This window comes from Alloalcanivorax marinus, from assembly GCF_016906305.1.
In the GTDB taxonomy this organism is placed as follows: Bacteria; Pseudomonadota; Gammaproteobacteria; order Pseudomonadales; family Alcanivoracaceae; genus Alloalcanivorax; species Alloalcanivorax marinus.
Genome location: NZ_JADDOL010000005.1, coordinates 189450 through 200828, shown reverse-complemented (window position 1 = coordinate 200828; position 11379 = coordinate 189450). Strand labels below are relative to the sequence as shown.

General features: G+C 67.5%; 12 protein-coding genes. 9 read left to right on the top strand and 3 right to left on the bottom strand.

What is annotated here, in order from left to right:
- Positions 1-93: 93 nt before the first annotated feature.
- Positions 94-2016, top strand: coding sequence for a sensor histidine kinase (locus tag IM760_RS06670; RefSeq protein ID WP_239549652.1), 1923 nt, complete (start codon positions 94-96; stop codon positions 2014-2016).
- 166 nt (positions 2017-2182) lie between these two features.
- Here the strand turns inward: IM760_RS06670 and IM760_RS06665 are convergent, their stop codons facing one another.
- Positions 2183-2494 carry a GNAT family N-acetyltransferase gene (locus tag IM760_RS06665; protein ID WP_204427762.1) on the bottom strand — a complete coding sequence of 104 codons (312 nt, stop codon included), beginning with the start codon at positions 2492-2494 and terminating at the stop codon, positions 2183-2185.
- Between the two features lie 86 nt (positions 2495-2580).
- On the opposite strand from IM760_RS06665, the gene hisB reads away from it, so the two are divergent.
- From hisB to IM760_RS06625, 8 genes are all read left to right on the top strand, one after another.
- Positions 2581-3192 carry an imidazoleglycerol-phosphate dehydratase HisB gene (gene hisB, locus IM760_RS06660; RefSeq protein ID WP_204427761.1) on the top strand — a complete coding sequence of 204 codons (612 nt, stop codon included), beginning with the start codon at positions 2581-2583 and terminating at the stop codon, positions 3190-3192.
- Positions 3193-3260: 68 nt separating this feature from the next.
- The gene (hisH, locus tag IM760_RS06655) at positions 3261-3905 is read left to right on the top strand and encodes an imidazole glycerol phosphate synthase subunit HisH (RefSeq protein ID WP_204427760.1); all 645 of its coding nucleotides are present in this window, start codon (positions 3261-3263) and stop codon (positions 3903-3905) included.
- Between the two features lie 99 nt (positions 3906-4004).
- On the top strand, positions 4005-4787 hold the full coding sequence (hisA, locus tag IM760_RS06650; protein ID WP_204427758.1) for a 1-(5-phosphoribosyl)-5-[(5-phosphoribosylamino)methylideneamino]imidazole-4-carboxamide isomerase: 783 nt from the start codon (positions 4005-4007) through the stop codon (positions 4785-4787).
- A 10-nt stretch (positions 4788-4797) separates the two neighbouring features.
- Positions 4798-5571, top strand: coding sequence for an imidazole glycerol phosphate synthase subunit HisF (hisF, locus tag IM760_RS06645; protein ID WP_204427756.1), 774 nt, complete (start codon positions 4798-4800; stop codon positions 5569-5571).
- A 20-nt stretch (positions 5572-5591) separates the two neighbouring features.
- On the top strand, positions 5592-6038 hold the full coding sequence (locus IM760_RS06640) for a YaiI/YqxD family protein (RefSeq protein WP_204427847.1): 447 nt from the start codon (positions 5592-5594) through the stop codon (positions 6036-6038).
- Positions 6039-6073: 35 nt separating this feature from the next.
- Positions 6074-6487 (top strand): alternative ribosome rescue aminoacyl-tRNA hydrolase ArfB, encoded by a 414-nt coding sequence (gene arfB / locus IM760_RS06635; protein WP_204427755.1) that lies wholly within the window; start codon positions 6074-6076, stop codon positions 6485-6487.
- A gap of 41 nt (positions 6488-6528) precedes the next feature.
- A complete protein-coding gene (locus tag IM760_RS06630; protein ID WP_204427754.1) occupies positions 6529-8322 on the top strand; it encodes a toxin-antitoxin system YwqK family antitoxin in 1794 nt (597 codons plus the stop codon).
- 69 nt (positions 8323-8391) lie between these two features.
- The gene (locus IM760_RS06625) at positions 8392-9273 is read left to right on the top strand and encodes a bile acid:sodium symporter family protein (RefSeq protein WP_204427753.1); all 882 of its coding nucleotides are present in this window, start codon (positions 8392-8394) and stop codon (positions 9271-9273) included.
- On the opposite strand, the gene IM760_RS06620 is transcribed toward IM760_RS06625, so the two are convergent.
- Positions 9270-10043 (bottom strand): divergent polysaccharide deacetylase family protein, encoded by a 774-nt coding sequence (locus IM760_RS06620; RefSeq protein ID WP_338021373.1) that lies wholly within the window; start codon positions 10041-10043, stop codon positions 9270-9272. The two genes, IM760_RS06625 and IM760_RS06620, sit on opposite strands and share 4 nt — an antisense overlap.
- A complete protein-coding gene (locus tag IM760_RS06615; RefSeq protein WP_204427752.1) occupies positions 10040-11350 on the bottom strand; it encodes a S41 family peptidase in 1311 nt (436 codons plus the stop codon). Before IM760_RS06615 ends, IM760_RS06620 begins: the two co-directional genes overlap by 4 nt.
- Between the last annotated feature and the right edge of the window lie 29 nt (positions 11351-11379).

The window sequence follows — 11379 nt, the reverse complement described above, 5'->3', positions numbered from 1 at the left end:
CATGACAATAAGCCTTCGAGTATAGCGCGCACGGACGGGCCGGCGCGAAGCTCGCAGGCGCATGCTCCAGTATCACGCTTTGGGGGCCTTCTTTTGTTAAAGTTCCGTAATATCCTGGTGTGGGCGGGGTTACTGATCCTGGTGGCGATGGGCGGCATCGCCCGCGCCGCCGACGGCACCCCCGCCGTGCTCACCGGTGAGCGGGACGCGGTGGCCGTGGCGCGCCATATGTCGGTGCTGGTGGACCCGGAGGGCGGCTGGGACTTCCAGGCGGTGCGCGACCGCTTCGCCAGCCGCTTCCAGGCCAATCACAGCGATGCCCTCAATTTCGGTTTCACCGGCAGTGTGATCTGGCTGCGCTTCGCGGTGGACGCCCGTGGCGTGGCCGGCGAGGACTGGTACCTGGTGGAGCGCTACCCGATTCTCGACCACATTACCCTGTTCGCGCCCCTGCCCGACGGTGGCTACCGGCGGGTGGACATGGGCGACACCCTGCCGTTCGATCATCGCTTGATGAAACACCGGGCGTTTATTTTTCCGCTGGATACCTCGGTGTCGGCGGACCGGGACTATTTCGTGCGCGTCAGCGGCAAGGGCGCCCTGAACATGTCGCCGATGCTGTACAGCGCCAGCGGGCTGGTGGAATACACCTATCGGGATCTGCTGGTGTACGGCATTTTCTACGGCTGCCTGTTGATCATGGTGGTCTACAACGCGCTGCTGGCGCTGTCCCTCAAGGAGCCGGTGTACCTGTATTTCGTGGCGTTCCTGGTGGGCATCACGGTGTTCAACCTGAACGTGAACGGCTTCGGGCTGCAGTTTCTGTGGCCGTCGGTGCCCAAGCTCAACGAATACTACTGGCTGGGGATTTTTATCTGCACGCCGGCGCTGGCCATGTACTCGCGCCATTTTTTGAGCCTCAAAGAGCGCTTCCCCCGTTACGACCGGCTGATCCGGGGGTACCTGCTGGGCGTGGCGCTGCTGTTGCCGGTGCAGCTGCTGGTGGCCGCGCCCTGGTCCTACTACCTGTCCACCCTGCTGGTGGTGGTCACCGTGCTGCTGTTCAGCTGGCTGGGCTGGACGGTGTGGTCGGCGGGTTATCGGGCGGCGCGGCTGTACGTGGCCGCCTGGTTCGTGTTTCTGGGGCTGATCTTCGTGTTCGTGCTGGGCAATCTGGACTGGATTCCCTACGACTCGCTGATCAGCATGCTGCCGCACCTGGGCGCGCTCTGGGTGGTGGTGATGCTGTCCCTGGCCCTGGGCGACCGGATCCGCTTTCTGGAGCAGGAGCGCAATCTGCTGGCCCGCCAGTCGCGGGACACTCTGGAGCGGCACCTGGCCGAGATCGAGCAGATGAACCGGGACAAATCCACCTTTTTGCAGTACGTCAGCCATGAGCTGAACACGCCGATCAACTGGATCGGCGCCGCCGACTCCCTGGGAAGCGGGGACGATCAGGAAGGCGTCTGGCAGCTGGTGCGCAAGGGACAGAAGCGGCTGATCGGCATGGTCAGCACCTCGCTGCGCTATTTCGATCTGGCCGACCGGGACCGGCCGCCGGCGGCGCGGCGCTGCCGCCCCGGCGCTCTGCTGGATGCCCTGCTGGCCAGCCGCGCCGGAGTGCTGGCCCGGCAGGGGCTGACCGTGAACGCGGATATGGACGCGGATCTTACCGTGCTCGCCGATGAAGGGGAGCTGGGTGAGGTGCTGGGCATGGCCCTGGACAACGCGATCCGCTTCGGCGGCCCCGGGGGCAGCATCGAGGTGACCGGGCGGGCCCTGGCCGGCGAGGCGCAGATTCGCGTGCGCGACCACGGCCGGGGTGCCGGGCCGGATCAGTTGGAAAGCCTGTTCGAGCCGTTCTTCGTGGTCGGCTCACGGCACCACGAGGAAGGCTATGGCCTGTCCCTGGCCATGGCGCGGGTCATGATCGAGCAGGCCGGGGGCCGCATCTGGGCGGAAAGCGACGGGCCGGGCACCGGCTTCGCCCTGGTGATCCGGCTGCCTTTGGCCTGAAAGGACGATTCAGGATGCAGGATACAGGCGCGGGACTCGCTCGGTGCGTTCTGCTCGCTCCGGCCCCGCGCCGAACCGGTGCTGCGCGGGCACGGCGTGGCAGGCTCCTCGGCCCTCACCGCGCCTGTATCCTGTATCCTGCAACCTGTATCGCGGCCAAAGGCCGCTAGCGACATTTCTCCGGCAACGTAACGCCGTGGCCCAGCTTCGCTTCGATGCCGCGCAGGAAATCCCGGCCCACGCCGCGCCCGCGGGTGGCCGGGTGAATCACCATCCAGGCCAGATTGTCGCCGTGCAGCACGGCCACGCCCACCGGCCGGCCGTTGAAATGGGCGGCGGCGATTTCGCCGCCGTTGGCGGCACCTTCCTGCAGGGTCAACTCCAGTTCGGCGGCGTAGTCCGGATCGTCGCGCAGTACCTGGGCGAAGGTTTGCGCCAATTCCGGGCGGGACGGGTGAAATTCGACGGTGATCGGCATGCGGTCTCCCAAACGCGATGGCGCGCCCGCTGGTGAGGGGCGCGGGGGGCACGTATAATACGGGGTTCTGTTTTCTGGAGGTACCGATGAGCGAACGCCGCGCCACCGTGGAGCGCAACACCCTGGAGACCAAGATCCGCGTCAGCGTGAATCTGGACGGCACCGGGCACAGCAAGCTGGACACCGGCCTGCCGTTCCTGGAGCACATGCTCGACCAGGTGGCCCGCCACGGCCTGATCGACCTGGAGATCCACGCCGACGGTGACCTGCACATCGATGCCCACCATACCGTGGAAGACATCGGCATCACCCTGGGCCAGGCCCTGGCCCGGGCCTGGGGCGACAAGAAGGGCGTGCGCCGTTACGGCCACAGCTATGTGCCCCTGGACGAGGCCCTGTCGCGGGTGGTGATCGACCTGTCCGGCCGCCCGGGTCTGGAAATGTTCGTGGATTTCACCCGCGGCCAGATCGGCGGCTTCGACGTGGACCTGTTCTACGAGTTCTTCCAGGGGCTGGTGAACCACGCCATGATCACCGTGCACATCGACAATCTGCGCGGCAAGAACGCCCACCACCAGGCCGAAACCGTGTTCAAGGCGTTCGGCCGGGCCCTGCGGGTGGCGGTGGAACCGGACCCGCGCATGGACGGCGTGACGCCCAGCACCAAGGGTACCCTGACCGAGGCTGACAATTCCTAAATTTGCTCTAATAGTAAGTCAATGCTGACTTGCTATTTTGTGCAAGCGTATTGGATAGAGGCTCCCCCATGACTGAAACCGTGGCCGTGGTCGATTACGGCATGGGCAATCTTCACTCCGCCGGCAAGGCGCTGGAGAAGATGGCCGCCGACGGCCAGCGCATTCACATCACCGGTGATCCGGACGCCCTGCGCGCCGCCGACCGGGTGGTGTTTCCCGGTGTCGGCGCGATCCGCGACTGCATCAAGGTGATCACCGAAACCGGCCTGGACCGGGCCATCCTCGACGCCATCGACGCCCATAAGCCGGTGCTCGGCATCTGCGTGGGCATGCAGGCGATGATGGACCACAGCGAGGAGAACGACGGCGTCGACTGCCTGGGCGTGTTCGCCGGCCGGGTGCGCTTCTTCGGCGAACAGTACGGCGAGACCGGCGGCCGTCTGAAAGTGCCGCACATGGGCTGGAACCAGGTGCGGCAGACCGTGGACCACCCGCTCTGGGACGGCATCGACGACAACAGCCGCTTCTACTTCGTGCACAGCTACTGCGCCGTCGAGGTGCCGGAGGAGGAAATGGCCGGGCGCTGCGAGTACGGCCTGCCGTTCGCCGCCGCCGTCGCCAAGCACAATGTGTTCGCGGTGCAGTTCCACCCGGAAAAAAGCGCCGACGCCGGCCTGCGGCTGCTGGGCAACTTCCTGCGCTGGCAGCCTTGATATTCGCGCTGGCGGCCCTGGTATTGGCGCTGGCGGCGCTGAATTTCCACGCCGCTGGCTCGCCCTTTTTGAAAATCCTGAATCGAAAGAGAGAACCCCATGCAGCTGATTCCCGCCATCGACCTCAAGGACGGTAAATGCGTGCGCCTCAAGCAGGGCCGCATGGACGATGACACGGTGTTCTCCGAAGACCCGGTTTCGGTGGCCGATCACTGGGTGCAAAAGGGCGCCCGCCGCCTGCATCTGGTGGACCTGAACGGCGCCTTCGCCGGAGAGCCGGTGAACGGCGAAATCGTGCGGGCCATTGCCCGCGCCCATCCCGGCCTGCCGATCCAGATCGGCGGCGGTATCCGCAGCGCCGAGACCATCCAGGCCTACCTGGACGCCGGCGTGCAGTGGGTGATCATCGGCACCAAGGCGGTGAAGGAACCGCAATTCGTCAAGGACATGTGCCGCCGGTTCCCGGGCCACATCATCGTCGGCCTGGACGCCAAGGACGGTAAGGTGGCCACCGACGGCTGGGCCGAGGTCACCGATATCGACGTGGTGGACCTGGCCCGCCAGTTCGAGGACGACGGCGTGGTCGCCATCGTCTATACCGACATCAGCCGCGACGGCATGCTGCAGGGCGTCAACGTGGAAGCCACCGAGCGGCTGGCCGACGCCGTTTCCATCCCGGTGATCGCCTCCGGCGGCATCACCGACCTGGAAGACGTGCGCAAGCTGTGCGGCAGCCAGTCCGCCGGCATCACCGCCGCCATCACCGGGCGCGCCATCTACGAGGGCAGCCTGGACTTCGAGAAGGGCCAGGCGCTGGCCGACGAGCTGGATTCCCGTGGGCCCGGCATGTCCGGCACCACCGGCAGTGGAGTACGTGAATGAGGGCCGCGACATGACGCTGGCAAAACGCATCATCCCCTGTCTCGACGTGGACGCCGGCCGGGTGGTCAAAGGGGTCAGGTTCGTCGAGATCCGTGACGCCGGCGACCCGGTGGAAGTGGCGCGCCGCTATAACGAGGCCGGCGCCGACGAGATCACCTTCCTGGACATCACCGCCAGCCACCAGGACCGGGACACCACCCTGGAAACCGTGGAGCGCATGGCCAGCCAGGTGTTCATCCCGCTTACCGTGGGCGGTGGCGTGCGCACCATTCAGGATATCCGCAACCTGCTCAATGCCGGGGCCGACAAGGTCAGCATCAACTCGGCGGCGGTCAAGGATCCGGACTTCGTGCGCGAGGCGGCACAACGGTTCGGCTCCCAGTGCATCGTGGTGGCCATCGACGCCAAGAAGGTCAGCGGCGAGAGCGAAAACAACCGCTGGGAAATCTTCACCCACGGTGGCCGCAAGCCCACCGGCATCGACGCCATCGAATGGGCGAAGCGCATGACCGATTACGGCGCCGGCGAAATCCTGCTCACCAGCATGGACCGGGACGGCACCAAGAACGGGTTCGACATCGCCCTGACCCGCGGCATTTCCGACGCGGTGCCGGTGCCGGTGATCGCCTCCGGCGGCGTCGGCAACCTGCAGCATCTGGTGGACGGGGTGATCCAGGGCGGCGCCGACGCGGTGCTGGCGGCCTCGATCTTCCACTTCGGCGAGTACTCCATCGCCGAGGCCAAGGAATACATGGCCCGCGCCGGCATCGAGATGCGCCTCTGACGCAAGGAGACGGGGTGACGTTGAAGATCTGGGTGGACGCGGACGCCTGCCCGGCGGTAATCCGGGACGTCCTGTTCCGCGCCGCCAACCGGCTGGGCATCACCACCACGCTGGTGGCCAATCACCACATCCGCGTGCCGCGCTCGCCGTACCTGCGCTCCACCCAGGTGGCGTCGGGCTTCGACAAGGCGGACGATCACATCGCCGCCCAGGTGAGCGCCGGGGATCTGGTGATCACCGGTGACATACCGCTGGCCGCCCGGGTGGTGGAAAGCGGTGGCACGGCGCTCAACCCCCGTGGCACGCTTTACGACGCGGAGAGCATCCGTGAACATCTCGGTCGCCGCGACTTCATGGAGGAGCTGCGTTCCGCCGGGGTACAGACCGGCGGGCCCTCGTCGCTGAGCAAGGGCGACGTGCAGACCTTCGCCAACGCCCTGGACCGGTTTCTCGCCCGCGCCCGCTGACGCGGTATCGACGACGCAACCTTCAAGGACGGAGCATGCTGAACATCTCCAACAACGTGACCATCCCGGAGGCGGAGATCGAGTGGCAGGCGATCCGTGCCCAGGGCGCCGGCGGCCAGAACGTCAACAAGGTGGCCTCCGCCGTGCACCTGCGGTTCGACATCCGCGCCTCTTCCCTGCCCGAGTTCTACAAGGAACGCCTGCTGGCTCTGTCCGACCGCCGCATCACCGCGGAGGGCGTGGTGGTGATCAAGGCGCAGCGTTTCCGCACCCAGGAAAAGAACCTGGACGACGCCCTGGAGCGCCTGCGCGCGCTGATCCAGAGCGCCACGGTGGAGCGTAAGAAACGCAAAGCCACCCGGCCTTCCAAGGCCGCCCGCAACAAGCGCATGGACAAAAAGACCCGGCATGGCCAGACCAAGGCCCTGCGCGGCAAGGTGCGCCCCTGAATTTCCCGATCCCGATGGTTCCGCTTCAAGGAAGGATGCCCATGTTTCACCGACTCCCGATCCTGACCGGCCTGTTTGCTTTACTGCTGAGCGCGCTGGCCGGTGCCGATACCCGCGCGCTGGACGGCAACATGCTGTTCACCGACGGCGAGCCGTATTACCAGCTGCACTGGCCGCTGGAACAGGGGGAGGGCGGCTGGCGGGTGGTGGTCGACAAGGCCGACGGCACCCTTTATTTCAAAGGCCGGATCGCCGATCCGGACGCGGAGGACCTGCTCGACGACAGCAACCGGCGCGGTCCCTTCACCTACTACTACGACAACGGCCAGCCGCGCATGGAGGGCCGCTACAGCGACCAGGGCCGGATCGACGGCCGCGCCACCCTGTACTGGGAGAACGGCCAGGTGCGCGAAGTCCGTGACTTCAATCCGGGCGGCTATCGGGTACTCAAGGGCTTCCACGAAGACGGCGGGGTGGCTCTGGAAAACCTGCCGGACAAGGGCGGGCGCACCAACCGCCAGAAGCAGTACCGGAAAGACGGCACGCTGATGCTGAGCGAGTACTCCGAGCCCGCGGACGGTGGCGGTGTCCGCCAGGTGCAGCTGAGCTATGACGCGGCGGGCGAGCTGACCCGGCGCCGTGTGACGGACGACGCCACCCGTGTCAGTGAGGAACTGAAGGAAGGCCGGGTGGTGGAGCGGCTTACCACGGACCTGGCGGACACCTGGTCCGTGCGCGAGCGCTTCAACGAGAGCGGCGAGCTGGTGTCGCGGGAGCGCCGTTTGCTGCCGGAATACGAACAGGACGGCGAGCAGATTTTCACCGACGACGATGGCGTGCGCCAGGTGGATCACTATCGCGACGGCAAACGGGAAGGTGAGTTCACCCGCCGGCGCGGCGACACCTGGCTGGCCCGGGGTTTCTACCGGAATGACCAGCCGGTGGGTCGCTGGTTCGAGGTGGACCCGGACAGCGGCCAGGTGACCGTGACCCGCTACGACGACAACGGCGAGCACCAGGGCGGCTATCAAATCGGCGCCGATCTGGTGGTCCTCGACGACGACGGCAAACCCGGCGTGCCGGAGGCGTTCCAGGAAGTGGCGCGCACTCTGCCCGAGGTGGGCACCACCTGGCTGTACCAGTTCAACGACGCGGAGCCGGTGGCGCTCACCCTGACCGGAAAGGACGGCGACCTGGCCCGCTATGAGGTGGGGGGCGGCGAAGCCACCCTGGAAGAGGACCTGGACCGCTATCAGCCGGTGGATCAGGAAGACGGCCCGATGCTGCGCTTCCCCCTGCACCCCGGGGACGTGTGGCACTACCGCACCGAGGATATCGTCCAGGTGCCGGCCGCGGACGGCGCCCACTGGCAGTACCGCTACCGCACCGAAACCACCAGCAAGGTCAGCGCGGTGGAAACCATCCAGGTGGGCGCCGGCACCTTCAAGGCGCTGCGCATCAGCCGCGAGATCGCCTGGCGCAAGGATCAGGCCAGCGGCGAAGGCGACGCTCTGGAGCGCATCGAGAACGGCGGCGACGGGCAGGTGGACGGCTTCACCCGGGAGCTGCTGTGGTACGCGCCGGAGGCCGGCCGGGTGGTGCTCAAGGCACACGTGGAATCCGGTGACCCGAACCTGCTGGGGCGCCCGGCGGAGCAGCTGCTGGACAACGCCGCCACCTGGTTCACCGAGCTGGTGGCCCTGGCCGGCCCGGGTGACACCGCCGAGCCCGGCGAGCCGCGCCACGCCCGTGCCCCACGGGCGGGCTGGATCGGCTTCCCGATGCGGCGCAACAATACCTGGGAATACCTGATGCAGTCCCATTCGGCGCAATAGCCCCGGAGCGGCCGGCTAAGGTACGATCGTTCCATAACAACAACGCGATAAAAGAACGAGGAACAACGCATGGACCAGGCCGCTCTGATTTCCGTGGGACTGCCCGCCGCCCTGTTTCTGATCATGGTGGGCATGGGCCTGACCCTGACGCCCCGGGATTTCCGCGAAGTGCTGGTGGCGCCGCGCGCCACCGTGTTCGGCCTGGTGGCGCAGATCGTGCTGCTGCCGCTGGTGGGCGTGGGCCTGGCGGTGAGCCTGGACCTGTCGCCGGCGCTGGCGGTGGGGCTGGTGATCATCGCCGCCTGCCCGGGCGGCACCACCTCCAATCTGTTCGCCTTTCTGGGGCGCGGCGACGTGGCCCTGTCCATCGTGCTCACGGTGGCCGCCAGCCTGATCACCATCGTCACCCTGCCCATGTTCACCAGCTGGGCCCTGGGCCACTTCCAGGACAGCAGCCGGGTGCTGGAGCTGCCGGTGCTGCGCACCATCCTGACCCTGTTGGTGATCATCCTGGTGCCGGTGGCCATCGGCATGACCATCCGTCATTTCAAACGCCACTGGGCGGAGAAGGGTGAGAAGCTGGTCAGCGTGTTCGGCTTGCTGGTGCTGATCCTGGTGATCGCTCTGTTGCTGGTGGATCTGGGCGAGGAAGCCCTGGTGCTGCTGCGTCAGGGCGGTCTGGCGGTGGTGTTGCTCAACGTGATCGGCCTGGTGCTGGGCATGGTGGGCGGCCGGCTGCTCGGTCTGGACCGGCCCCAGGCGTTCACCGTGGCCATCGAGCTGGGCATCAAGAACGGCACCCTGGGGCTGATGGTGACCCTGACCCTGCTGCACTCCGACGCCATGTCGGTGCCGGCGGCGGTGTACGGCGTGCTCATGTTCCTGTTTGGCTTCCTGATGCTCGGCTACAGCCGGCTCACCGGCATCGGCCGCGCCGCCCCGGCCCGCTAGCCGTTTTCGCGCCCCGGCCGCGCCGCCGCCCCGGCGGTGGCCACCGGGGCGGTCAGCAACTGCGACACCGGCACCAGCCGCACGCCGGCCTGCTCCAGCAGTGGCAGCACCTGCCGCAGATAATCCAGGGTTTCCGGATAGGGATGGCCGATGGCGATGGCCTGGCCGTGGCGGCGGGCCAGCCGCAGCAGCCGGTTGAACTGGGCATTGATGTGCAGCAGGTCGCGCTGGTTGTCCAGGAACACGTCGCGGCGGCCGGCGGCCAGGCCCGCCTGGCGGGCGCTGCGCTCGGCCACGGTGGCGGCGTTGGTGCGGCTGTCGATGAAATACAAATGGCGGTGGCGCAACTGCTCCATCAGCCGGCGCATCGGCTCCGCCTCGGCGGTGAGGGCGCTGCCCATGTGATTGTTGAGGCCGCGGGCGTCGGGCAGGGCGCGCTGGGCGCGGTCCAGCACGGCGCCGATCTGGGCCTCGCTCATGCCGTCGTGGAGCGCGCCCGCGTCCAGCCGGCGGGCATCCAGGGTGGCCATGGGCAGGTGGATCATCACTTCCTTGCCGGCGGCGGCCGCTTCCCGGGCCAGGCGCCGGCCGTGGGGCGTTTCCGGAATCACCGCGCAGGTCAGCGGCGCCGGCAGCGCCAGCACCGCTTCGCCGGCGGCCCGGTTGTAGCCCAGATCATCGATGATAATGGCGATGCGCGGCGCCGCCGCGGCCGACCCGGCCAGCAGCATCAGGCACAGCGCCGCCACCCGGGTGGCGGCGCGCCTCACCGTTGTTCGGTGTCGTCGCCGGCCCGGCGGCGCTCGGCCAGGTTGATGCCCTTGAGGATCGACAGGGCCTGGGACAGCGGATAGTCGCGGCTGGCCAGCGGCGCTTCCCGGTCGCCGGCGCGGGCTTCCTCGTCACGCTGGTTGAGCAGGTGGTGGGGCAGGTCCGACTCCCGTGGCCGGTTCTCCTGCAGCAGCTCCACGCTGGCCACTTCCACCGGAATGTCCGGGTGGATGCCGTCGGCCTGGATGGAGCGGCCGTCCGGCGTGTAATAGCGGGCGGTGGTCAGTTTCAGCGCGGCGTCGCCGCTGATCGGCAGTACCGTCTGCACCGAGCCCTTGCCGAAGGTGCGGGTGCCCACCACCACGGCGCGGCCCTGGTCCTGCAGGGCGCCGGCGACGATCTCCGAGGCCGAGGCGGAACCGCCGTTGACCAGCACCACCAGCGGCAGGCCGCCGAGCAGGTCGCCGGGGGTGGCGTTGTAGTCGTTGCGGCTTTGCGGGTCGCGGCCCTGGGTATAGACGATCAGGCCGCTGTTGAGGAACAGGTCGGCCACTTCCACCGCCCCGCCCAGCACGCCGCCGGGATTGTTGCGCAGGTCCAGGATCAGACCGCGCAGCTGGCCGTCGGAGGCCATCTTCTCCAGGGCCCGCTGGGCGTCCTGGCCGGTGCGGCTCTGGAATTGGGAAATGCGCAGGTAGCCGTAGCCGGGCTCCAGCTGTTCGCTTTTCACGCTTTCCACCTGGATGCGGTCGCGCTTCAGGGTCACCGTGCGCGGCTTCTCGTCGCCCTCGCTGAGCACCGACAGGGTCACCTCGGTGCCCGCTTCGCCGCGCATCAGTTCCACCGCGTCGGCCAGGCCGATGCCCTTGGTGAAGGTGTCGTCGATCTTGAGGATCAGGTCACCGGCCCGCAGGCCGGCGCGGCTGGCGGGGGAGTCGTCGATGGGCGCCACCACCTTGACGAAGCCTTCCTCCATGGTGACTTCCAGGCCCAGGCCGCCGAACTCGCCGGTGGTGCTGGATTGCAGGTCCTCGAACTGGTCCGGGGTCAGATAGGCGGAGTGCGGGTCCAGCTCCATGAGCATGCCGCGGATCGCCGCCTGGATCAGTTCCTTCTCGTCCACCTCCTGCACATAGGCGCCGCGTACCCGCTCCAGCACCTCGGCGAAGGCCCGCAGTTCGGTGACCGGCACGCCGTCCTGTTCGGCCAGCTGATCGGTTTGCGCATCCCGGGCCTGGCCGGTCGGGGCAATGAATACCAGGGTGGCCAGCGCGCAGCGCAAAACAAGACGGGAGGTTTTCAGCATGTGTTTCCCCAATTCGGGCGCTCCGGTCC

Bases quoted from the DNA above. Each gene is read 5' to 3' on its own strand.
- IM760_RS06665 (WP_204427762.1), bottom strand. From the start codon at position 2,494: ATGCCGATCACCGTCGAATTTCACCCGTCCCGCCCGGAATTGGCGCAA.
- hisB (WP_204427761.1), top strand. From the start codon at position 2,581: ATGAGCGAACGCCGCGCCACCGTGGAGCGCAACACCCTGGAGACCAAG.
- hisH (WP_204427760.1), top strand. From the start codon at position 3,261: ATGACTGAAACCGTGGCCGTGGTCGATTACGGCATGGGCAATCTTCAC.
- hisA (WP_204427758.1), top strand. From the start codon at position 4,005: ATGCAGCTGATTCCCGCCATCGACCTCAAGGACGGTAAATGCGTGCGC.
- hisF (WP_204427756.1), top strand. From the start codon at position 4,798: ATGACGCTGGCAAAACGCATCATCCCCTGTCTCGACGTGGACGCCGGC.
- arfB (WP_204427755.1), top strand. From the start codon at position 6,074: ATGCTGAACATCTCCAACAACGTGACCATCCCGGAGGCGGAGATCGAG.
- IM760_RS06630 (WP_204427754.1), top strand. From the start codon at position 6,529: ATGTTTCACCGACTCCCGATCCTGACCGGCCTGTTTGCTTTACTGCTG.
- IM760_RS06625 (WP_204427753.1), top strand. From the start codon at position 8,392: ATGGACCAGGCCGCTCTGATTTCCGTGGGACTGCCCGCCGCCCTGTTT.
- IM760_RS06615 (WP_204427752.1), bottom strand. From the start codon at position 11,350: ATGCTGAAAACCTCCCGTCTTGTTTTGCGCTGCGCGCTGGCCACCCTG.